This window comes from Ohtaekwangia sp. (assembly GCF_036568665.1).
Classification (GTDB): Bacteria; Bacteroidota; Bacteroidia; order Cytophagales; family Cyclobacteriaceae; genus Ohtaekwangia.
This window is the reverse complement of record NZ_DATCSD010000168.1, coordinates 25,577-46,875: the sequence shown is the minus strand read 5'-3', so window position 1 is coordinate 46,875 and position 21,299 is coordinate 25,577. Positions and strand designations below refer to the sequence as shown.

21 protein-coding genes and 1 pseudogene are annotated in these 21,299 nt (G+C 41.6%); 15 read left to right on the top strand and 7 right to left on the bottom strand.

Translation table 11 applies throughout. The features are described from left to right. Window positions 1–20 precede the first annotated feature (20 nt). Window positions 21–2,243 (bottom strand): M1 family metallopeptidase, encoded by a 2,223-nt coding sequence (locus VIN08_RS09845; RefSeq protein WP_331963878.1) that lies wholly within the window; start codon window positions 2,241–2,243, stop codon window positions 21–23. Window positions 2,244–2,260: 17 nt separating this feature from the next. After that, window positions 2,261–2,854, bottom strand: coding sequence for a HupE/UreJ family protein (locus VIN08_RS09840; RefSeq protein WP_331963875.1), 594 nt, complete (start codon window positions 2,852–2,854; stop codon window positions 2,261–2,263). Window positions 2,855–3,041: 187 nt separating this feature from the next. On the opposite strand from VIN08_RS09840, the gene VIN08_RS09835 reads away from it, so the two are divergent. The 11 genes from VIN08_RS09835 to VIN08_RS09785 all read left to right on the top strand — a co-directional run bounded on the left by VIN08_RS09835 (window position 3,042) and on the right by VIN08_RS09785 (window position 13,762). Continuing rightward, on the top strand, window positions 3,042–3,545 hold the full coding sequence (locus VIN08_RS09835; protein WP_331963872.1) for a DUF6702 family protein: 504 nt from the start codon (window positions 3,042–3,044) through the stop codon (window positions 3,543–3,545). Between the two features lie 68 nt (window positions 3,546–3,613). Next, window positions 3,614–4,624 carry a gliding motility lipoprotein GldB gene (locus VIN08_RS09830; RefSeq protein WP_331963869.1) on the top strand — a complete coding sequence of 337 codons (1,011 nt, stop codon included), beginning with the start codon at window positions 3,614–3,616 and terminating at the stop codon, window positions 4,622–4,624. A gap of 110 nt (window positions 4,625–4,734) precedes the next feature. Next, a complete protein-coding gene (tpiA, locus tag VIN08_RS09825) occupies window positions 4,735–5,496 on the top strand; it encodes a triose-phosphate isomerase (protein ID WP_331963866.1) in 762 nt (253 codons plus the stop codon). 22 nt (window positions 5,497–5,518) lie between these two features. After that, window positions 5,519–6,352 carry a 50S ribosomal protein L11 methyltransferase gene (prmA, locus tag VIN08_RS09820; protein ID WP_331963863.1) on the top strand — a complete coding sequence of 278 codons (834 nt, stop codon included), beginning with the start codon at window positions 5,519–5,521 and terminating at the stop codon, window positions 6,350–6,352. A 121-nt stretch (window positions 6,353–6,473) separates the two neighbouring features. After that, complete coding sequence (locus VIN08_RS09815) at window positions 6,474–7,349, top strand: NAD kinase (RefSeq protein WP_331963860.1); 876 nt, start codon at window positions 6,474–6,476, stop codon at window positions 7,347–7,349. 144 nt (window positions 7,350–7,493) lie between these two features. After that, a complete protein-coding gene (locus tag VIN08_RS09810; RefSeq protein ID WP_331963858.1) occupies window positions 7,494–8,459 on the top strand; it encodes a DUF6089 family protein in 966 nt (321 codons plus the stop codon). Next, window positions 8,456–9,145 carry a DUF6089 family protein gene (locus tag VIN08_RS09805; protein WP_331963855.1) on the top strand — a complete coding sequence of 230 codons (690 nt, stop codon included), beginning with the start codon at window positions 8,456–8,458 and terminating at the stop codon, window positions 9,143–9,145. The genes VIN08_RS09810 and VIN08_RS09805 overlap by 4 nt, the downstream gene beginning before the upstream one ends. Window positions 9,146–9,215: 70 nt before the next feature. Beyond that, the gene (locus tag VIN08_RS09800; RefSeq protein ID WP_331963911.1) at window positions 9,216–9,959 is read left to right on the top strand and encodes an isoprenyl transferase; all 744 of its coding nucleotides are present in this window, start codon (window positions 9,216–9,218) and stop codon (window positions 9,957–9,959) included. After that, on the top strand, window positions 9,959–12,640 hold the full coding sequence (locus VIN08_RS09795; RefSeq protein WP_331963852.1) for a BamA/OMP85 family outer membrane protein: 2,682 nt from the start codon (window positions 9,959–9,961) through the stop codon (window positions 12,638–12,640). The genes VIN08_RS09800 and VIN08_RS09795 overlap by 1 nt, the downstream gene beginning before the upstream one ends. A gap of 2 nt (window positions 12,641–12,642) precedes the next feature. Beyond that, window positions 12,643–13,179, top strand: coding sequence for an OmpH family outer membrane protein (locus tag VIN08_RS09790; protein ID WP_331963849.1), 537 nt, complete (start codon window positions 12,643–12,645; stop codon window positions 13,177–13,179). Between the two features lie 13 nt (window positions 13,180–13,192). Continuing rightward, window positions 13,193–13,762 (top strand): OmpH family outer membrane protein, encoded by a 570-nt coding sequence (locus tag VIN08_RS09785; RefSeq protein ID WP_331963846.1) that lies wholly within the window; start codon window positions 13,193–13,195, stop codon window positions 13,760–13,762. A gap of 152 nt (window positions 13,763–13,914) precedes the next feature. On the opposite strand, the gene hpf is transcribed toward VIN08_RS09785, so the two are convergent. The 5 genes and pseudogenes from hpf to VIN08_RS09760 form a co-directional block, all read right to left on the bottom strand. Continuing rightward, window positions 13,915–14,214 (bottom strand): ribosome hibernation-promoting factor, HPF/YfiA family, encoded by a 300-nt coding sequence (gene hpf, locus VIN08_RS09780; RefSeq protein WP_331963843.1) that lies wholly within the window; start codon window positions 14,212–14,214, stop codon window positions 13,915–13,917. A gap of 117 nt (window positions 14,215–14,331) precedes the next feature. Next, window positions 14,332–14,934: a tyrosine-type recombinase/integrase gene (locus VIN08_RS09775; RefSeq protein WP_331963908.1), complete on the bottom strand. Its 603-nt coding sequence runs from the start codon at window positions 14,932–14,934 to the stop codon at window positions 14,332–14,334. A gap of 33 nt (window positions 14,935–14,967) precedes the next feature. Next, a pseudogene (locus VIN08_RS09770) lies at window positions 14,968–15,210 on the bottom strand (site-specific integrase); the annotation flags it as partial. Window positions 15,211–15,390: 180 nt separating this feature from the next. After that, window positions 15,391–15,588, bottom strand: a complete 198-nt coding sequence (gene rpsU, locus VIN08_RS09765) for a 30S ribosomal protein S21 (RefSeq protein ID WP_331963840.1) — start codon at window positions 15,586–15,588, stop codon at window positions 15,391–15,393. Window positions 15,589–15,640: 52 nt separating this feature from the next. Then, window positions 15,641–16,810, bottom strand: coding sequence for an acyl-CoA dehydrogenase family protein (locus VIN08_RS09760; RefSeq protein WP_331963837.1), 1,170 nt, complete (start codon window positions 16,808–16,810; stop codon window positions 15,641–15,643). 177 nt (window positions 16,811–16,987) lie between these two features. On the opposite strand from VIN08_RS09760, the gene VIN08_RS09755 reads away from it, so the two are divergent. The 4 genes from VIN08_RS09755 (at window position 16,988) to rfbA (ending at window position 21,294) form a co-directional block, all read left to right on the top strand. Beyond that, window positions 16,988–18,301, top strand: a complete 1,314-nt coding sequence (locus VIN08_RS09755) for a UDP-glucose/GDP-mannose dehydrogenase family protein (RefSeq protein WP_331963834.1) — start codon at window positions 16,988–16,990, stop codon at window positions 18,299–18,301. Further along, the gene (locus VIN08_RS09750) at window positions 18,294–19,283 is read left to right on the top strand and encodes a UDP-glucuronic acid decarboxylase family protein (RefSeq protein ID WP_331963831.1); all 990 of its coding nucleotides are present in this window, start codon (window positions 18,294–18,296) and stop codon (window positions 19,281–19,283) included. The genes VIN08_RS09755 and VIN08_RS09750 overlap by 8 nt, the downstream gene beginning before the upstream one ends. A 9-nt stretch (window positions 19,284–19,292) precedes the next feature. Then, entirely contained in the window at window positions 19,293–20,351 is a 1,059-nt protein-coding gene (gene rfbB, locus VIN08_RS09745; protein WP_331963828.1) for a dTDP-glucose 4,6-dehydratase, read from the top strand. Window positions 20,352–20,427: 76 nt separating this feature from the next. Further along, window positions 20,428–21,294, top strand: a complete 867-nt coding sequence (gene rfbA, locus VIN08_RS09740) for a glucose-1-phosphate thymidylyltransferase RfbA (RefSeq protein WP_331963825.1) — start codon at window positions 20,428–20,430, stop codon at window positions 21,292–21,294. Window positions 21,295–21,299 lie beyond the last annotated feature (5 nt).

Below are 21,299 nucleotides of genomic sequence, written 5' to 3'. Positions count from 1 at the left end.
ACGTGTAACAGATAACGGTATTAGTTTTTCTTTTTGAAATCGTCAAATTTAGAAGAAGCCGTTTTCGGGAAGGTGTTGTCCTGCGCATTGATATCGGTAACTTCCTGATAAGGATCGATCACAATGTTGGTCACTTCTTTATCCTTCACAAATACCTTGGTCACTTTCGTTTCATTGATGCGCCAGATCTCTGCCGGTATACGTTCAATTTCTTTTGAACCATCTTTATACGTCCACTGAATAATTACCGGCATCACCAGTCCGCCTTTATTACTCAACGTTACTTCGTATATATTTTTATTATCCAGCTTCTGCATGATCGCCTTGTCATCGATGGTGCTTCTGAATTCACCATACATGCGAGGGTCTGTATTCGTAAGACTGAATGGCTCAGGACCGTTGTTGAAGTTATCGAATTTCTTTTCGCTGCCATCAGCATTCAAGTCGCCTTGCTTTACTTTCAGATTTTTCTTTTCAGGATCTGTTTCTTCTTTGCGCATCTTGAACCACTTCACCTGGTCGATCGATTGATCACAAACATCGGTAGTATAGAACCATCCTTTCCAGAACCAATCAAGATCTACAGCCGATGCATCTTCCATTGTACGGAAGAAGTCTGCAGGCTTAGGATGTTTAAAGGCCCAGCGGTTTGCATATTCTTTGAAAGCTTTATCGAACAACTCACGACCCATAATAGTCTCACGCAGCATGAACAAACCCGTTCCTGCCTTTGCATATTGTTCGTTACCAAATTGAATTACCTGCTCGGAGTTTATCATCAGCGGGCGCATCGTTGTGCGGTCCCCTTTCATATACGGAACCAACGCAGCAGGTTTACCTCTGTCGAAGTCCACATCTGGGTAACGTTCAATCTCTGTTACCAATTGAACAAATGTATTTACACCTTCATCCATCCAGGTGGTTTGGCGCTCATCGTTGTTGATGATCATCGGGAAGAAGTTATGACCCACTTCGTGTACGATTACTCCAATCATTCCTTTGCGAACTGCAGGAGTATAAGTTCCGTCTTTTGCTGGACGACCATAGTTGAAACAGATCATAGGATACTCCATGCCCTGGTGTGCAGCATGAACAGAGATTGCTACCGGGTAAGGATAATCGATCGTCATGCGAGAGTATACTTCGATAGCATTCTTAACGGCTTTGGTAGATTCTTTTTCCCACAGCGGATTTCCTTCTTTTGGATAGAAAGACATCGCCAGCGGAGTTTTACTTCCGATCTTTACAGCTTGTGCGTCCCATATAAATTTACGTGATGTGGCGAATGCAAAGTCGCGCACGTTCTCAGCCTGGAACTCCCAAGTCTTCTTCTCTTTCAATTTTGTTTTTTCGCGTTGAACAGCCTCCTGTTGTGTAGCGATAATAACAGGTTTATCAAATGAAGTTTTTGCTTTGTTGAGGCGATCAACCTGTTCTTTGCTCAATACAGCTTCAGCATTTTTCAATTGACCGGTAGCCCCTACGATGTGATCGGCAGGAACAGTGATCTTCACTTTGTAATCACCGAATGGTAAAGCAAATTCGCCTTGTCCGAGGAATTGTTTATTCTGCCATCCTTCATAGTCGTCATATACACACATGCGAGGAAACCACTGAGCAATTACATACGAATAGTTACCATCTTCTGGGAAGTATTCAAACTGCGTACGTTCACGAACCCGCACTCCATCATTGATATTGTATGACCAATCAATAGAGAAGGTATATTTCTGTCCGGGGTTAAGTGGTTGGGGCAGATCAATGCGCATCATAGTATAGTTTACCAGGTGAGGTAATTCTTTACCACCAGCATCTTTCACTGACTTGATCTTGAAGCCTCCATCAAAGTCGTACAAGTTATAGGTAGAGCCTGCTGTTTTTGCATCAACAGAATCGCGTAGTGTAGTGGCTCTTGTCTTTTGTGTCATGTTACCTTCTGCCAGTTTATTCTGGTCGAGCTGCAACCAGAGGTAACGTAATACATCAGGAGAATTATTATGATAGGTGATGGTTTCAGAACCGGTCACGCTTTGGTTTTCATCATTCAATTCAACATTAATAACATAGTCAGCTTTTTGTTGCCAGTATTTGGGTCCTGGTGCACCAGAGCCCGACCGGTATTCGTTCGGGGTTGGCAAGATTTGATCAAGTTGCTCAAACTTGCCTTGCCACTTGGGCGTTTCCTGTGCCCAGGCTGCCTGCATCGTCACGACCAGGAGGGAAATTTTTAAGATACGTTTCATATATAGGTTAATAAGTATTATCCGATCCAAAATGCTTTTTCTTTCATTAACATCAAAGCGATTCCCGCTACAGCGGATGAGATCACCATTTTCCAGTCTCTCCGGTTTACGCTGAATAAATCGACCAAAAGAAAACTGGCTGTCAGAAAGATGGCAACAATAATTATCTGGCCAACCTCCAGGCCAAGATTAAAGGCTAATAGCTGGGATATGATCCGCTCATCTTTACCGAGAATACTTTTGAGATAATAAGAAAATCCCAGGCCGTGGATAAGCCCGAAGAATGCAGCAAAAAAATAGTTTAGCTGGATAGGTCGCCCTGAAAGATTGTCTTCATTTTTAAACAGGTTAGAAGCCGCGGTTATAAAGATGGTGAGTGGTATAAGAAACTCGATAAGCTCTGCCTTAACCGATATAATTGAAAGTGTAGCAAGTGCCAGTGTGACGGAGTGACCGATGGTGAACGCAGTAACCAGAATAAGCACCTGGCGCCAGTCGCGCATGAGGTATAACGCACAGAGCGCAACCACAAATAGAATGTGGTCATAGCCGTTGGTATAATCCAGAATGTGGTCTTTGCCCAAGCCGAAATACAGTTGAAACTCGCTCATAGTTAACCAAATGAAGAATTTAAAAAGGGCACAAGTATAGGAGATAATTTTGAAAAACAGCGAACGTATTCTGTTCGGGCTTTTACAAAAAGGTTATAGACGGATCAAGTGGTGTGAAAGAAGGTTCGTTAATTTCTGCATTCGGTATTATTTTTGAAACCGTTAAAGTTTTCAAGCACAGTATTTCATGACTTCATTTTCATTTCTGTCATTCGTTCATAGCATGATCTTTTCCATTATGCTGCACCCGCTTCATGTATCGGTAACCGAGATCGAGTTTGATGAAAAGGACAAAGCGCTGGAGATTATGATGCGTGTTTTTGTAGATGATCTGGAATTGACGATGCGTCAAAAAATGAATCAGCCAGAGCTGGATATAACTGCACCCAAAGGCACTACAATTGATGCTATGATGATGCCCTATATTAACGATCATCTCAAGATTACAGTAGATAACAAAGCACAAAAACTACATTACCTGGGGCATGAACAGGAAGGTGAAGCATTTATATTTTATGTGGAAGTTGAGAATATAAAAAAATTAAAAACCGTGCAGGTGATGAACAACATCATCATGGAAATACATGACGATCAATCGAATCTCGTACACGTTACCGTTCGTGGTAAAGTAAAAAGTTTGCGCCTTACCAAAGATCAGCAGGTAAATTCGCTCACCTTCGATGCGAAATAATACCTCTTGCTGCGCGTTGTTTCTGTGTCATAAAAAAGTCGATCTTCGCAGCTTAAATTTCTAATTATATGAAGAATTTACTGCTTGCAGTTTCCTTCTTTATACTTGTGCTGGCCGGTTGTACAAAAGAGGAAGAAGACAAATGTGCTTTTGTTCCCGATACTGCAGGCAAAAAAGTTACTGTTGTACTAGAGCAGTTTCAGGATTCGCTGGTAAATGTGAAGAGTAAAACGGATCTGGTAAATGTACTAACGCACCAACCATTGATTCGCGACTATATATTTCGCAGAGCAGAATATCCGGGAGATTCTGTTTTTATAAATGAACTATATGCGCGATTCAATAATCCGCATCTTGATACGATACAATCCGAAGTAAAAAGAGTGTTCGGTGATCTGTCGTCTTTGAAGGCTACATTTGAAGAAGCCTTTACCAATCTCCAATATTATTATCCTGATTTTACTCCTCCCAAAATACAAACTATAATTTCCGGATTGGATACGGATATGTTAGTGAGCGATTCGCTCATTATTGTGAGTCTGGATTTTTATCTTGGTAAAGGAGCCAAGTATCGCCCGAAGGTTTATGATTACCTGTTGCGTAAATATGATCCGGATGACATTGTGCCATCGTGTTTGCTCATCTATGGCATTGACAATTATTTCAACAAAACAGATATGAAGGATAAAACTGTTTTGGCTGATATGGTTGCCTACGGAAAGTCGTTTTACTTTGCCAAACATATGCTGCCATGTATACCCGATAGTGTGCTGATCTGGTATACTCCTGAAGAGATAAGAGGCTCACGTGCCAATGAAGATCTGATATGGGCACGCTTCATTGAAAGCAATGTGCTGTTTGAAACAAGTCATGTAGTAAAGAAAGATTATTTAGGCGAGCGCCCGGTAACTGTGCAGGTAGGTGAGAAATGCCCGGGCCGTATAGGGCAGTGGGTTGGCTGGCGTATTGTGAATAAGTATATGGAGTCGCATCCGGAAACCACACTTCCTCAACTGATGGAGATCAGTAATGCGCAGCAGCTTTTTCGCGAATCGCATTACAAACCCAATAAAAGATAGGGGTTAATCATTTTGGATAGAGTATAAATTCAGGCTGGTTTACTTTCAGCTTTTAGCTTTATCACTCTATCTTTGACGCTCAAAAAAATCATAACCAAACAATATTGACTATGCGCCAGAAAATTGTAGCCGGAAACTGGAAGATGAACAAGACTCTTGAAGAGGGAAACATACTTGCCTCTGAAATAGCAGGTATGGTAGCCGATGAAGTAAAGAGCGATGCTAAAATTATTTTCTGTGTTCCTTTTCCTTATCTGTTGCCCATCAAAAACCAACTGGGTGCAAGTGCCCGGATATCGATTGGTGCACAGAACTGCAGCGAGCATGAGTCTGGCGCCTATACCGGTGAGGTATCTGCTGCAATGCTTAAATCTATAGGCGTGCCGTATGTAATTCTTGGCCACAGCGAGCGCAGACAATATTTTGGTGAAGATGGAAAATTACTGGCCAAGAAAGTAGATATAGCATTGAAGCACGGATTAACTCCGATCTACTGCTGCGGAGAGCCGCTTGAAGTGCGTGAGAGCAATGGGCACGAAGCCTTGGTAAAAAAACAGGTTGAAGAAAGTCTCTTTCACCTCGATGCTGATACAATCAAGAAAATTGTAATTGCCTACGAACCGGTATGGGCTATAGGAACGGGTAAGACCGCTACTGCACAACAAGCACAGGATATGCACGCAGTAATTCGCAAGCATCTTGCTGCGAAGTATGGCCAGTCCGTTGCAGATTCTATTTCTATACTTTATGGAGGAAGTGTAAATGCTGCTAACGCAAAAGAACTTTTTGCATGTCCGGATGTAGATGGTGGTTTAGTGGGTGGAGCTTCTTTGAAGTCGAGAGAATTTACAGAAGTTATCAAAGGAGCTTAATCTATACGCTGTCATTTTGAATATGTATTATACCCGCCTCCAAGTAATCTGTGATCCTGATTTTTCTGAAATCCTGATGGCCGAAATTGCAGAGGCGGGTTTCGATACATTTATGGAAACAGAAAAAGGATTTGAAGCCTATGTTGAGCTTGAGAATTACGATAAGGAAAGACTGCTCGAAGTAAAGGAACGTTATGGTAGGCAATTTCCATTAGTCTTTTATCAGGATCGTATTGAAAAACAAAATTGGAATGAAGAGTGGGAGAAGAGTTATCAACCCATTTTTGTAGAAGACCAGTGTGTTATTCGTGCTGAGTTTCATAAGATCGAGAAAGAATATCCATACGTAATTACCATTACGCCCAAGATGTCGTTCGGCACAGGGCATCATCAAACAACCTACCTGATGGTGAAGGGGCAGCTCACGATAGATCATCAACATAAGCGTGTGATGGATGCAGGTTGTGGCACGGCTATACTTTCAATCATGGCCTCTAAACGAGGCGCGAAGGAAGTGGTGGCTTTTGATATAGACGAATGGAGCGTTATAAATGGCAATGAGAATATTGAAGTGAATCAGTGTACAAACATTTCCTTGCAGCAGGGTAAACTTCAACAGTTGGACATTACCGGAACGTTTGACATTATACTTGCTAACATCAACAAGAATGTGTTGCTGGATGAGATCAAGCTATATCAGCAATACCTCGTACCCGGTGGATTACTCCTGCTCAGTGGATTTTATACTCATGATATTGCAGACCTGTTGAATGAAGGTGCAAAATTTAGTTTGCAAGAGGTACAAAGAGATGAACGTGAAACCTGGGCGTCTCTCTTGCTGAGAAAGACATACTAATATCTTATTGTATCCAACGATTGCGTTATCATAATCCTTCTTCAGTCGTTGTTCTATCGATCAGTCGTTTCTATCTTTAACATGTAAAGACGGCCTCAGTAAGATTTAAACCAGACATCGCATGCGTATCGCTGTACATGGAAAAGAATTTAACCGTCAATCAGCGCCTTTCATCATTCGTGTTTTTGAAGCTCTCTCGAGCTATAAAGCAGAGATACTGGTATCGGAGAAGTTCAGCAGATTCCTTACAGCTCCTGCTTTCAAAAAACTAAAGCTCAAAACTTTTGACATTGGCGACTCTTTAAAAAAAGTTGACGCCCTAATAAGCATTGGTGGCGATGGCACTTTGCTCGACTCTGTTACACATATCGGAAAACAGGAAATACCCGTATTGGGTATCAACACCGGCCGACTGGGCTTTCTCGCTACAAACAGTAAAGAAGAGGCCGAACAGGCAGTAATGAAGGTCTGTGAAGGCGCTTATACACTTGACATGCGTTCAGTTTTGCGCCTGGAGACCAATAAGGACGTGTTTGGCGATTTGAACTTCGCACTGAACGATGTAACAATCGTGAAGAAAGACAGCTCGTCTATGATTACCATTCACACCTATATCGATGGAGAGTTTCTTAATTCTTATTGGGCTGATGGAATAATTGTAGCGACACCCACAGGTTCTACCGGTTATTCACTTAGTTGTGGAGGTCCTTTAATCTTTCCTCGATCCGAAAATTTTGTAATCACACCCGTGAGTCCCCATAATCTTACGGTTAGACCAATCGTAGTAGCCGATGGTTCTGAAATAACTTTTGGTGTTGAAGGAAGAAGTAAAAAATTTTTAATATCCCTCGATTCGCGTGTAGCCTCCGTTGATGCCACCATTAAATTGAAGGTATCGAAGGCCGATTTCAAGGTAAATTTGATACAATTAGAGGGGCAACATTACTTCAAGACGTTGAGGCAAAAGCTAAACTGGGGGCTGGACATTCGAAATTAAATATTTACTTTTGTAATTCACTGATCTATAGATGCGTCCATGAGAAAGCTAATCTTGGCCTTATTTACTACTCTGTTGTTAACAGGAGCGCAAGACGTCCTGGCTCAAATGAACAGAAGGCAAATTCAGAAAAACAATAAGAGGATGATGACTTACCGGGGAAGGAAATCTGTCTTTGGTAAGGAGAAAGTCTATAGTATGATTGGTCTTTCGGTCAATGCATTGAATTATTATGGTGACTTAGCACCAACCACCAGTAAATTCAGTACCGATATATCTTTCACTCGACCAGCTATCGGTTTATCGTTCGGTCATCGCTTTGGCCCGCGCTATACTTTAACAGCGCAGTTCATGTATGGAACACTGCGAGGCTCTGATCAGAAGTCAGCAGATGCCGCAGACTTGGACAATGGTGTATATCGCTACAGGCGAAATCTATCTTTCAGAAACCGCATACAGGAACTTTCAATTGTAGCAAGTATAGATCTGTTCGAAAACCAGGCAACGTATATCAGTCGTGTGGCTTGGACTCCCTATATATTTGCTGGTGTAGCTGTATTTCACCACAATCCTCAGGCAAAAGCCCCGGCAACAGATTTGCAAGGTAATCCATTACCGGAAGCTGGTAAGTGGGTAAGTCTGCAACCTCTTGGCACAGAAGGTCAACACTCACAGTTACAGGAAGGTGACGCTAACTATGGTATAAAACCGTATAAAAGAATTCAGGTATCTATACCAATTGGTATCGGTGCACGTTTTAGACTTAACGAGGTGTTCGATCTCTCCGGAGAGATTGGCTTCCGCTATCTGTTCACAGACTATATTGATGATGTGAGCAAGAGTTATGTTGACCTCGGAGTTTTTGGAAATAATGAACTTGCAAAGGCAATGTCTTATCGAACAAACGAGATACTTCCTCCTGATCATTCCTATACAGGACGTGACGGACAAACCTATAACGTGTTGTCAGGATACGGAGAAGAATACACAGATGCCAAGGGTAATACCAACCTCCGCGGAAGCAAAGGCAACAGAGATATCATTATGGTAACTTCTATCAAGCTTACCTATATACTTGGCAAATCATTTCACAGGGCAAAATTCAGATGATAAATATCTCCAGCAAAGCGTCTATAGTTGTTGGATTAATCTTGGCGAGTGTAATGTCAGCATTCGCACAACGATCGGAAGTAGGTTTTGGAATTGGTACGTTTAACTATACGGGCGACCTCGTACGTTTCTATAATTTTAAATATTCAAAGCCGGCGGCTACAGTTTTCTACCGCTCTAATCTGAGCAATGTAGTGAGCTTGCGCACTGCCATTACGGGGGGAAAGATTGGAGCCTCAGAAAAACCGATCGATGCTTTCGCTGTTCAACGCGATGCATCATTCGATCTGTTTCTCATGGAGGCTTCATTGGTTATGGAGTATCATTTTTTGAACTGGCGTGATCCAAAAAAATTCGTCAGACTTTCACCTTATCTCTTTGGTGGTCTTGGCTTATTTGGAATATCCGGCAATGCCGAGAAAACGGCTGAGTATAGCAATGTACAGATGGCTGTTCCGTTTGGTGCCGGCATCAAATATGTATATACACCTAAATGGTATTTTTCATTGGAGTTTGGTGTGCGTAAAACATTTTTTGATTACCTCGACAACGTCTCTGCAGGTGATCAGCGCTATAAAAATTTCAAGTACGGAAATCCTAACGACAACGATGCCTATTATTATCTCGGCATTAGCATAACCCGTACCTTCTACGACATTCCATGCCCCAAAAATCCGTATAAATAGTAAGAGTACATCACTCCACAGGCTTTTAACCCAAATCGCTTTTTACTACTTTTGGCCCCCTGTGGCTTCCCTGAAAGAACATATCGATCTCAATAATTTGCCCAAGCACATTGCTGTTATCATGGATGGTAATGGTCGATGGGCTAAAAAGAAAGGTGCTATGCGCATTTTTGGTCACCGTAATGCTGTGCAGGCAGTGCGCGATGTAACCGAAGGCTGCGGAGAATTAGGGATTAAGTATCTGACTTTATACGCTTTCTCTACAGAAAACTGGAACAGGCCGAAAGCTGAGATCGATGGCTTAATGGAACTCCTGGTGAGCACACTGAAACAGGAGATCGGAACGTTAATGGAAAATCAGGTAAAGCTTTCCACTATTGGAGAAACATCTCATCTGCCACAAGATTGTCAGAAAAACCTTCAGTGGGCTATTGATCAGACAAAGAACAACAGCGGAATGATACTTAACTTGGCGCTAAGCTATAGTGGCAGGTGGGAGATACTTAAGGCAGTGAATAAAATAGCTGCCGATGTGAAGGAAGGAAAATTAACTCCGGGCGAAATAAATGAACGGGTCTTTGAAAACTATTTGGAGACTTCAGGCATCCCAGATCCAGAGTTGCTGATCAGGACCAGTGGCGAACTGCGCGTGAGCAATTTTTTACTGTGGCAGATTGCATACACTGAATTGTTTATCACTCCCACACTCTGGCCGGACTTCCGAAAGGAAACCCTGTATGAAGCAATCTGGTCGTATCAGCAGCGCGAACGAAGATTTGGAAAAACAAGCGAACAATTGAACCCCGTAAGTTGATGAAGAAAGTTTTATTTCTGATTATCCTGATTGGTATTACGGCAAATGCCTGGGCTCAATTCAGAAAAAATCGTAATAGTGCTGGTACGGAAAATACGCTCAACTATGCCAACCCGGTAGAGTACACGATCGCTGGTATAGAAGTAACAGGGCTTAATGTTCTTGATAAGAATGCGATGGTATCGCTTACCGGATTGAAGGTGGGTGATAAAATAAAAATACCAGGAGATGCCATTACAAATGCCATTCGCAGTCTCTGGAAACACGGACTTGTTGGCGATGTAACGATCCAGGTTGATAAGGTAGAAGGCACTAACGTTTTCCTCAACATTGTATTGGCAGAGCGACCAAGACTCACAGGTTTTTATTTTACGGGCATAAACAAATCACAGGAAAGTGGTCTTAAAGAAGACCTCACACTTATTCGCGGTAAAATTGTGAACGATGCTATGATCCGTAATACGGAGTTAGCCGTAAGAAAATATTTTGTTAAGAAAGGCTTCCTGAATACAGAAGTAAAAATTCTGCAGGAGAAAGATACACTCAACCGCGATGGTATACGTCTGAAGATTGCCGTTAATCCGAAATCAAAAGTAAAGATCAACAGAATCTCATTTGTTGGCAATAAGGAGCTAGATGATGCCAAGCTTAAAAAGAAAATGAAGAAGACGCACGAACGTCCGAGATTTGCTTTACATAGAACATTATTGCAAGAATTATTCTCGTTGAACCCAAAAGAGTTTTTCGACTCGAGTTATACCGTTAGCAAAAAAGAATTTAAAGAGTTTCTAAATGATAATGTAAAGCTAAACCTTTTCACAAGCTCTAAATTTATTCAGGCAGATTACGAAGAGGATAAAAAGAAGATAATAGAATACTATAACTCAAAAGGATACAGGGATGCTGAAATAGTGGTGGATACAGTATATGCTCATGATAACCGTACTATCAATATAGACTTTAAGATCTATGAAGGTCCTAAATACTATTTCCGCAATATCATCTGGACAGGTAACTATATATATACCGACAAGCAGTTGAGTGCCGTTCTCGCCATCAGTAAAGGTGATGTATATAACAAGGAACTTATTGATAAGAAATTACAATTCAACCCGAAGGGATTAGACATTAGTGGTTTGTATATGGATGATGGTTATCTGTTCTTCCATATTTCACCTGTTGAAGTTGCTGTTGCGGGCGATTCTATCGATGTGGAGATGCGTATATCAGAAGGAGAGCAGGCTACGATCAACGAAGTTACTATATCGGGTAATGATCGCACAAGCGATCACGTTATACGAAGAGAGCTAAGTACAGTTCCTGGCCAGAAGTTCAGACGTTCGGATATCATTCGTACGCAACAAAAACTTGGTCAACTGGGATATTTTGCTCCAGATAAGATTGGGCAGAATCTAGTGCCTAACCAGGCGACCGGAACGGTAGATATCGAATGGACTGTGGAGGAACAGTCTAACGATCAAGTAGAACTTTCAGGAGGCTGGGGAGGATACTATGGCTTTGTGGGAACACTGGGTTTAACGTTCAACAACTTCTCGTTACGAAATATACCTCACTTCGATAACTGGCGTCCTCTGCCAGTAGGAGATGGTCAACGACTTTCATTGCGTGCACAAGCGAACGGAAGATCTTTCCAGAGTTATAGCTTCTCCTTTACAGAACCATGGTTGGGCGGACGTAAACCACATTCACTGTCGGTAAGCTTTAATAGTTCGTTCCAGCGTTATCCGTATGGATCAAGTTCGTCCTCAAGCGACAATTCTTCCCGTCTGCAGGTACATAGTGTATCTGTTGGTTTAGGGCGCTTGCTCGAATGGCCTGATAATTACTTTACGTTAACAAACTCTGTATCGTATTTACGATATATACTCCATAACTGGAACTCAGGTCTCGGCTATACCGATGGTATATCAAACAGCTTTACCTTTAATACAACACTTGCGCGTAATAGCATCGATAACCCGATGTACCCTTCGCAGGGTTCTACAATTTCATTGAGCCTTACTCTTACACCTCCGTTCTCATTGTGGCGTAATATCAACTACTCAACTGCGGATGCAGCGCAACGATACAAGTGGATTGAATATCACAAGTGGATGTTTGATGCTAAATATTATTTGCCACTCGACAACAAGAAAAAATTGGTACTCGAAGCGAAAGCTCACTTCGGATTTATTGGTAAGTATACTGACAAAGCTGGTATAGGACCATTCGAACGATTCTATCTGGGTGGTGATGGATTGGCCGGTGGATTTAACTCATTCTTGCTTGGTCAGGAAGTAATTGGTCTTCGTGGATATCAGAACAATGTGTTGACTCCTCCGTACTATAATACAAGTCTGAACAGTGGAGCTGGGGTGACAGCTGGGGGCATTGCATACGACAAGCTGGGTCTCGAATTGCGTTACCCTGTTACAACAGGAAATGCTGCAACCATCTATGGTTTTGTATTTGCCGAGGGTGGAAACAACTGGAACAATTACGATGACTTTAATCCGTTTAAATTGTATAAGTCAGCAGGCTTTGGCGCTCGTATATTCATGCCGGCATTTGGATTGATTGGTTTGAACTGGGGATATGGATTTGATCCTGTGCCGTTGAATGGAAGAGGTGCTGTTAGCGGCTCACAATTCCACTTTACTATCGGCCAGCAAATCAGATAATTATGCGGGTTTATTTAATTACAATTATTTTTCTCATTTTCGGCCCGACTTTTGTCAAAGCACAGAGATTCGGGTACATTGACACCGATTATATCCTGAACAAGATGCCTGAATACAAAAAGGCGCAGGAAGAGATTGGCCAACTATCCGAAGCTTGGGAAAAGGAAATTCAGGATATGGCCAAGAAGATTGAAGCCATGTATAGCAGTCTTCAGGCGGAACAGGTACTGCTCACAGATGAAATGCGGAAAGAGCGAACGGCTTCCATACAAAAGAAAGAAGCCGAGATGAAAGAATATCAGAAGAAAGTATTCGGATTTGGCGGGTTATTCTTTCTTAAAAAACAGGAATTGATAAAGCCGATTCAGGATAAAGTGTGGGATGCGGTTGACAAGGCGGCTAAACAGAATAACCTTGCTATAGTGTTCGATAAAGCCGGAGAGCTTGTAATGATTTATACCGATCCGCGCTATGACTATACTGACTTTGTGCTTGACGAACTAGGGCTAGGCGATCCTAATGATAAGATCAAAAACTAAATTGAATATCGTAATGAGAAAACTCGTTTTACTTGTGGTGCTGGGATTAGGAGCAATTGCATCCTATGCACAAACCGCGTCAAAGATAGGCTATGCTGACGTTGACTATATCTTCAGTCAGATGCCAGAAGCTAAACAAATTGACGCTGACCTTAAATCGTTACAAACACAACTCAAGAATCAGATTGATGCAAAAGTGCAAGAGTTTCAGAAGAAACTTGCTGACTATAATGCAGCGATCCAGGCTAACTCTATGCCCGATGCAGTTCGTGCTAATACAGAAAGAGAGCTGCAGCAATTACAACAGAACATAGAGAAGCTTCAGCAAGATGCACAGACCAATCTTCAGAATAAGCAAACTCAATTGATGGATCCGGTATATAAGAAAGTAGGTAAAGCTATCGAGGATACTGCTAAAGAGAACGGATTTACATTTATACTCAACCAACAAATCGGTGGTCTTGATGTTATCCTATATGGTGATGAAAAGATGGATATATCTGACCTCGTGTTGAAGAAGATGGGCGTAACACCTAAGCCCGCTGGAACCACAACTACTACAACACCAGCACCAAAGAAATAGCATAACAACTATATGATTGCAAATAAAAACCACCTCACCAGGTGGTTTTTATTTTGATATTGACGGATCATATACCTTAGCAGTGAAGTTTTGTACATAAAAAAATGGCCATCTTTTCGGACGGCCATTTTTTGAATTGGGTTAATTGGAAATTATTCTCTGTTTCTAATTTTTGTTTTAAATTTTTCTAGTTGCATGCGAAGTGCATCTGTTGCCAAATCGGCAGCGGCTTCAAACGAGCGAGCCTTCTCTGTTGCAAAAAGCATATTACCTGGAACGCGTAATTTGATCTCAACTGTTTTGTTTTCAATCCCTTCATTGTTAAGTCTAAGAAAGACTTCGCTATCCACTAGGCGATTATAAAAAGTATCCAGCTTGTCAAGCTTCTTCTGAATGAAATTGATAAGCTTGCTGTCAGCATCGAAGTGGATGGAATGAACTTGAACCTTCATAATGTTAAAATTTAAAAGTTGAACAAATAAAACAGTGTCACTGGCTTTATGTGGTGCCAGCCATCATCATAAAAATGTAATTATATACTCATAAGCGTTCTGTTTTTTTTATTGCTATTATGCCTTGGGGTGAGCGAGGTCAAAAACCTTTTTTAATTTTTCCATTGAATTGTGGGTATATACCTGAGTAGCGGCAAGGCTGCTGTGACCCAGCAAATCTTTTACTGCATTTATTTCAGCGCCTTTGTTTAATAAGTGAGTGGCATAGGTGTGGCGTAATACGTGAGGGCTCTTCCTCTCCGCCGTGGAGATTTGTAAATGATCCTTCACAAGTCTATATACCATCATAGGATAGCAAGGCTCACCGGAGTCTGTTACAAGCAATAAGTTATGATTTTGTTTTACCACTTCTTTATCCCTTATACTTCTATAGCCTTCTATAATTGAAACGAGATTTTCGGTAAATGGGATTACTCTTTCTTTGTTTCTTTTACCAAGTACTTTGAGCGTTCGTCCTTGTAGGTTAATATCAAGGTCTCTCAAATTGAGCAGTTCGGATAAGCGCATGCCAGTACCATAGAATAATTCTAGGATAAGCTTCTTGCGCCATCCATTAAAGTCGTCTGTGAAGACATGATTGTCAAGCACTTTTACCATATCACCTTCCTTCACAAAATTGGGCAATCGCTTCTTGGTCTTCAGTGCTTTGATCTTGGGCATGGGATCTTTATTGATAACCTCCTGCCTCAATAAGAATTTATAGAATGTTCGGAGACAGGCTATCTTCCTGTTAACAGAAGGTGACTCTATTCCATCTTCAACTAGTTGAATGATCCAGGAGCGTATGATACCATGATCAGCGGACTGAGGTGATGTATCTGGAAAAACACCCGTAAGGAATGACACAAATTGATCAAGATCATTTCGATAAGCCAATAAAGTATTGGCACTTACTCGTTTCTCGTATTGGAGATATTTCAGAAAGGAATCCACCATGCTATCCACACCTCATTCCAAGCTCATTAGATAGAGACTTGAAGTATATACTAGCAATGTAAAAAAATAATCCCCTAAAGGAAATACCTCCAGAGGATATGTGGATAAAATGATGATATAATGTGGACAAAAAGAATTGCCCACAAGAATATAATCTTACTTGAAGAAAACAGCTAGCTGTTAAGCGTTGTTGTCCTGCAGTCTTTGCTGCTCGCGGTACGCTGCGCGGATGATTTCGTTTCTGCGTCTAACAGATGGTTTCTCAAATGAAGTGCGCGCACGCAATTCTTTCAAAACACCTGTTTTTTCAAACTTCTTCTTGAAACGCTTCAGCGCTTTGTCAATAGACTCGTTCTCTTTTACGTTGACGATAAGCATATCTCTTAATTAGGGCTGCAAATATAGCAGAATGTCAGCGAATTATCCAACACTACTTTAAAATGGTCCGGGATATAACCAGTTTCTGGATCTCTGAAGTGCCCTCACCAATAGTACAAAGCTTGGCGTCACGGTAAAATTTCTCAACCGGAAAATCCTTTGTATATCCATAGCCTCCAAATACTTGAACGGCATCATTGGCTACTTCCACTGCTATCTCTGATGCATAGAGCTTGGCCATAGCAGATTCTCTGGTTACACTTTCGCCGCGATTCTTTAAATCACCCGCTCTGAGAGTCAACAATTTAGCGGCTTCTATTTTGGTTGCCATATCGGCCAGTTTGAAGGAAATTCCCTGGAAGCTTGAAATGGGTTTGTTGAATTGATGTCGTTCCTGTGAATATTGAAGAGCGGCATCGAAGGCTCCCATGGCGATGCCGAGGCTTAGTGCAGCAATCGAAATTCTACCACCATCCAGCACTTTAAGAGCCTGAACAAATCCATCACCTTCTTTACCAATAACTTGAGATTTATGGACACGGCAATCTGAAAAAATTAATTCAGCTGTTTCTGATGCACGCATACCCAACTTGTTTTCTTTTTTGCCTGCGAAGAAACCTGGGGTTCCTTTTTCTAGAATGAAAGCGGTCATGCCATGTGAATCGCCTACCTCACCGGTTCGAACAATAACCACCGCTACATCTCCTGACTTGCCATGGGTTATAAAATTCTTGGATCCATTAATAATATAGTAGTCACCATCTCTCACGGCAACAGTTCGCATATTACCAGCGTCCGAACCAGTGTTAGGTTCTGTGAGGCCCCAAGCACCTATAAATTCGCATGAAGCTAACTTAGGTAAATATTTTTTCTTCTGTTCTGAGGAGGCAAAAAGCAAAATATGATTGGTGCAAAGTGAGTTATGTGCTGCCATAGATAAACCTATAGACCCATCAATACGGGCAATCTCAGCAATGGCTGTTATGTACTCCAGGTAACCAAATCCCGCGCCACCGAATTCTTCTGGAACAAGCACTCCCATCAGTCCCAGCGCACCCATTTTTTTAAAAAGCTGAATTGGGAACTCCTGACTTTCATCCCAAGTCATAATGTTGGGTCTGATTTCTTTGTTTCCGAAATCCCTAACCATTTGAGAAATCATCCTTTGATTTTCACTTTCATCAAAACTGATTGTTGCTAATCTGTCTGTTATCACTTCCATGGAGAATAAAGTATTTTGTAATTGGAAACGTTAAAGTTAGAGTATAATATGGCAACATACAAACGAATGTTAGGTCGTTCGCTTAAAACCATGGAGAGAAATTATACCCTGATTATGTGAAAGTGCCCTGAATCTGCTTAAAAATCTTAATTTCGCAGGTTCAAAAACCCATTTTACATGAAAATAGCTGTAGTTGGCACAGGTTACGTTGGCCTCGTAACCGGAACTTGTTTTGCAGAAACCGGAAACACTGTTACTTGCGTAGACATTGACCAGGAAAAAGTAAAAAAACTTCAAAATGGAAAAATCACCATTTATGAACCAGGCCTGGAACAACTCTTCGAGCGGAACATTAAACAGGAGAGATTATTTTTTACTACGGATTTAGCTGAGGGCATTAAAGACGCAAAAGTTATCTTCCTTGCTTTGCCTACTCCTCCGGGAGAAGATGGCTCTGCCGATTTGAAGTATATTTTGAAAGTGGCCAGTGATCTTGGTCCGTTGCTATCAGACTATACAGTTATCATTGACAAGAGTACAGTGCCTGTAGGTACGGCCGACAAGGTGCGTGAAAAAATAGCGGCCAATGCAAAAGTTGATTTTGATGTTGTGTCGAATCCTGAGTTTCTTAGAGAAGGTGTGGCGGTTGAAGATTTTATGAAGCCTGATCGTGTCGTGATTGGCACTACTTCTTCACGTGCACGCAAGATCATGGAAACACTGTATGCTCCGTATGTTCGCCAAGGGAATCCAATCATCTTTATGGATGAGCGTTCTGCAGAACTTACCAAGTATGCAGCAAACTCTTTCTTGGCAACGAAAATTACTTTTATGAATGAGATCGCCAATCTGTGCGAATTAGTTGGCGCAGATGTAGACGCTGTTCGCAAAGGTGTTGGTACTGATAACCGTATCGGGAAAAGATTTTTATTTCCGGGTATAGGATATGGAGGAAGTTGTTTCCCGAAAGATGTTCAGGCTCTTGCGAAGTCAGCTTCTGATGCTAAGTACGACTTTAGAATTCTGAATGCTGTGATGGATGTAAACGCTGATCAGAAGACGATACTCATCCAGAGAATTAAAGAATACTTCAAAGGAAATTTGAAGGGTAAGACTATAGCATTTTGGGGCCTTTCTTTCAAACCGCACACCGATGATATTCGTGAAGCTCCATCACTTTACAATATTGAAGCTTTGCTTAATGAAGGTGTAAAGATTCAGGCACACGATCCTGAAGCGATAGAAAATGTGAAGAGAATTTTAGGCGACAAAATCAATTACTTCTCAACACCCTATGAAGCAGCCGAGGGAGCAGATGCTATATTTATTGCTACAGAATGGCCTGAGTTCCGTACACCTGATTTCGAAAGATTGTCGTCAGTTGTAAAAGGAAAAGTAATTTTTGACGGAAGAAACCTTTACGACCTCACTACCATGAAAGAATTAGGATATACCTATTTCAGTATAGGAAGGGAGGTGATCAATGGCTAAGGAAAGAGTACTAATCACAGGAGGAGCCGGGTTTCTCGGCTCTCACCTTTGTGATCGATTTATTAAGGAGGGCTATAGTGTAATCGCTATGGATAACCTAATAACAGGTGATTTGCGAAACATTGAACATCTTTTTAAACATCCCGATTTTGAATTTTATCATCACGATGTTTCTTCATTTGTACATGTACCAGGCGAGCTGAAATATATACTTCATTTTGCTTCACCGGCAAGTCCCATAGATTACCTGAAGATTCCTATTCAGACATTGAAGGTAGGTTCTTTAGGGACACATAATCTCCTCGGATTGGCACGTGTGAAGAAAGCCAGAATATTGGTTGCTTCGACTTCCGAGATATATGGTGATCCGCTGATTCACCCGCAGATAGAAGAGTATTACGGCAACGTAAATCCTATTGGCCCTCGTGGTGTGTATGATGAAGCCAAGCGCTTTCAGGAAGCTATCACCATGGCGTATCACACGTATCATGGGCTTGAAACAAGGATCATTCGTATATTCAATACATATGGTCCACGTATGCGACTGAATGATGGACGTGTATTACCGGCATTTATAGGACAAGCCTTGCGTGGAGAAGACCTTACAGTTTTTGGCGATGGCTCACAAACGCGTTCTTTCTGTTATGTAGACGATCAGGTGGAGGGTATATATAGATTGTTGATGTCAGACTATCATCTGCCAGTGAACATTGGTAATCCGGATGAGATCACTATACGTGATTTTGCAGAAGAGATTGTGAAGCTTACAGGTACCAAGCAGAAGGTAGTGTATAAACCTCTTCCGCAGGATGATCCGAAGCAGCGCCAACCCAACACCACAAAGGCAAAAGAAATTTTGGGATGGGAAGCGAAAGTATCTCGCTCAGAAGGTTTGAAAATTACTTATGAATATTTCAAATCTCTTCCACAGGAAGTGCTCTACCAACGCGACCATAAAAATTTCGAAAAGTTCATCCGATAACCCTCAGTCATGTCAACAAAAAAGATACTCATTACCGGAGGTGCTGGCTTTATCGGTTCGCATGTTGTCCGGCTTTTCGTAAATAAATACCCAGCGTATACCATTGTCAATCTCGACAAACTTACTTATGCTGGTAATCTCGAAAATCTCAAGGACATTGAGAAGAAGTCGAATTACAACTTTGAGCGTGGTGATATACTGGATATAGAATTTCTTAATTCAGTATTTGCCAAGTATGAGATCGATGGTGTGATACATCTTGCTGCTGAGTCGCACGTAGATCGTTCTCTTCATAACCCAACAGAGTTTGCCAATACAAATATCATAGGAACACTTAATTTACTTCGTGCAGCACAAACTGCATGGCAAGGCGCATTTGATGGCAAACGATTCTATCATATCTCTACCGATGAAGTATATGGCTCAGCGGAGCACGGAGGTTTCTTCACAGAAGAAACTCCTATAGATCCGCGATCTCCTTACTCCGCATCAAAGGCGAGCAGCGATCACTTTGTAAGTGCTTATCATAATAGTTTTTCGTTGCCAACTATGATCAGCCGTTGTTCTAATAATTATGGTCCGTTCCATTTTCCGGAGAAACTCATTCCGTTAATGATAAACAATATCATTAACAACAAGCCGCTACCAGTATACGGTAAAGGAGAGAACATCCGCGATTGGTTATTTGTGGAAGACCATGCGCGTGCTATTGATGCTATTTTTCATAAGGGTAAAGCTGGCGAAGTATATAATATAGGTGGCAATAATGAGTGGAAGAATATAGATCTGGTTAATCTGCTTTGTCACATTATGGATAAGAAACTGGGTCGTGCTGATGGAACATCGGCTAAGTTGATAACCCATGTGAAAGACCGTCCTGGCCACGATCTTCGTTATGCGATTGATGCATCAAAACTTATCAGTGAAACAGGCTGGCGCCCGGAAGTGACATTTGAGATTGGACTTGAGAAAACTGTTGACTGGTATTTGGCCAACACCACTTGGCTTAACAATGTAACTTCAGGTGAGTATTTGAAATACTATACTTCGATGTATCAGGAAAGGTAATGTATACCATAATGTTTATGTAGCTATGATATACAGGCAACATGAACACTTCCCGTACTAACTAAACACGTAAAACATGAAAGGTATAATTCTAGCCGGTGGCTCTGGTACACGTTTATATCCGCTTACCATTGCAGTAAGCAAGCAGCTTATGCCATTGTACGATAAGCCTATGATTTATTATCCGCTTTCGGTGTTGATGATGGCGGGTATTCAGGAAATTTTGATCATCGCTACACCTCATGATATGCCGATGTTTCAGAAGTTGTTGGGCGATGGAAAAAATCTGGGATGCTCTTTTAGTTATGAAGTGCAACCTCGCCCCGAAGGACTTGCTCAGGCATTTATAATCGGAGAAAAGTTTGTTGGTAATGATAAAGTAGCGCTTATTCTGGGCGATAATATTTTCTATGGGTCAGGTATGCAGAGACTATTGCAATCTAATGTCGATCCGGATGGAGGAGTGGTATTTGCCTATCACGTTACTGATCCGGAACGTTACGGAGTAGTAGAGTTTGATGCAAACAAGAAAGCGATTTCTATCGAAGAGAAACCCGCCAAGCCGAAGTCGAATTATGCAGTGCCCGGACTTTACTTTTATGACAATGAGGTAGTAAAGATCTCGAAGGAACTAAAACCAAGTTCTCGTGGTGAACTGGAAATTACCGATGTAAATAATATTTATCTGAAGCGCGGCAAACTCACAGTTGCTCCCATGAGTCGTGGAACTGCCTGGCTTGATACCGGTACATTTGATTCGCTAATGCAGGCTTCCAACTTTGTTCAGACTATAGAACAACGACAAGGTTTGAAGATTGGATGTATTGAAGAGGTAGCGTTTCGTCAAGGGTTCATTTCAAAAGATCAATTACTAACACTCGCGAAGCCTCTTGAGAAAAGTGGTTATGGTACGTATCTGAAAAACCTGCCAGACTATATTTGATGCCG

Coding starts and splice junctions, on each gene's coding strand:
- VIN08_RS09775 (WP_331963908.1), bottom strand. CDS start 14,934: ATGCCCAAGATCAAAGCACTGAAGACCAAGAAGCGATTGCCCAATTTT.
- rfbB (WP_331963828.1), top strand. CDS start 19,293: ATGTCAACAAAAAAGATACTCATTACCGGAGGTGCTGGCTTTATCGGT.
- VIN08_RS09835 (WP_331963872.1), top strand. CDS start 3,042: ATGACTTCATTTTCATTTCTGTCATTCGTTCATAGCATGATCTTTTCC.
- VIN08_RS09840 (WP_331963875.1), bottom strand. CDS start 2,854: ATGAGCGAGTTTCAACTGTATTTCGGCTTGGGCAAAGACCACATTCTG.
- tpiA (WP_331963866.1), top strand. CDS start 4,735: ATGCGCCAGAAAATTGTAGCCGGAAACTGGAAGATGAACAAGACTCTT.
- VIN08_RS09830 (WP_331963869.1), top strand. CDS start 3,614: ATGAAGAATTTACTGCTTGCAGTTTCCTTCTTTATACTTGTGCTGGCC.
- rfbA (WP_331963825.1), top strand. CDS start 20,428: ATGAAAGGTATAATTCTAGCCGGTGGCTCTGGTACACGTTTATATCCG.
- VIN08_RS09810 (WP_331963858.1), top strand. CDS start 7,494: ATGATGACTTACCGGGGAAGGAAATCTGTCTTTGGTAAGGAGAAAGTC.
- hpf (WP_331963843.1), bottom strand. CDS start 14,214: ATGAAGGTTCAAGTTCATTCCATCCACTTCGATGCTGACAGCAAGCTT.
- VIN08_RS09805 (WP_331963855.1), top strand. CDS start 8,456: ATGATAAATATCTCCAGCAAAGCGTCTATAGTTGTTGGATTAATCTTG.
- VIN08_RS09795 (WP_331963852.1), top strand. CDS start 9,959: ATGAAGAAAGTTTTATTTCTGATTATCCTGATTGGTATTACGGCAAAT.
- rpsU (WP_331963840.1), bottom strand. CDS start 15,588: ATGCTTATCGTCAACGTAAAAGAGAACGAGTCTATTGACAAAGCGCTG.
- VIN08_RS09750 (WP_331963831.1), top strand. CDS start 18,294: ATGGCTAAGGAAAGAGTACTAATCACAGGAGGAGCCGGGTTTCTCGGC.
- VIN08_RS09845 (WP_331963878.1), bottom strand. CDS start 2,243: ATGAAACGTATCTTAAAAATTTCCCTCCTGGTCGTGACGATGCAGGCA.
- VIN08_RS09755 (WP_331963834.1), top strand. CDS start 16,988: ATGAAAATAGCTGTAGTTGGCACAGGTTACGTTGGCCTCGTAACCGGA.
- VIN08_RS09760 (WP_331963837.1), bottom strand. CDS start 16,810: ATGGAAGTGATAACAGACAGATTAGCAACAATCAGTTTTGATGAAAGT.
- VIN08_RS09785 (WP_331963846.1), top strand. CDS start 13,193: ATGAGAAAACTCGTTTTACTTGTGGTGCTGGGATTAGGAGCAATTGCA.
- VIN08_RS09790 (WP_331963849.1), top strand. CDS start 12,643: ATGCGGGTTTATTTAATTACAATTATTTTTCTCATTTTCGGCCCGACT.
- prmA (WP_331963863.1), top strand. CDS start 5,519: ATGTATTATACCCGCCTCCAAGTAATCTGTGATCCTGATTTTTCTGAA.
- VIN08_RS09815 (WP_331963860.1), top strand. CDS start 6,474: ATGCGTATCGCTGTACATGGAAAAGAATTTAACCGTCAATCAGCGCCT.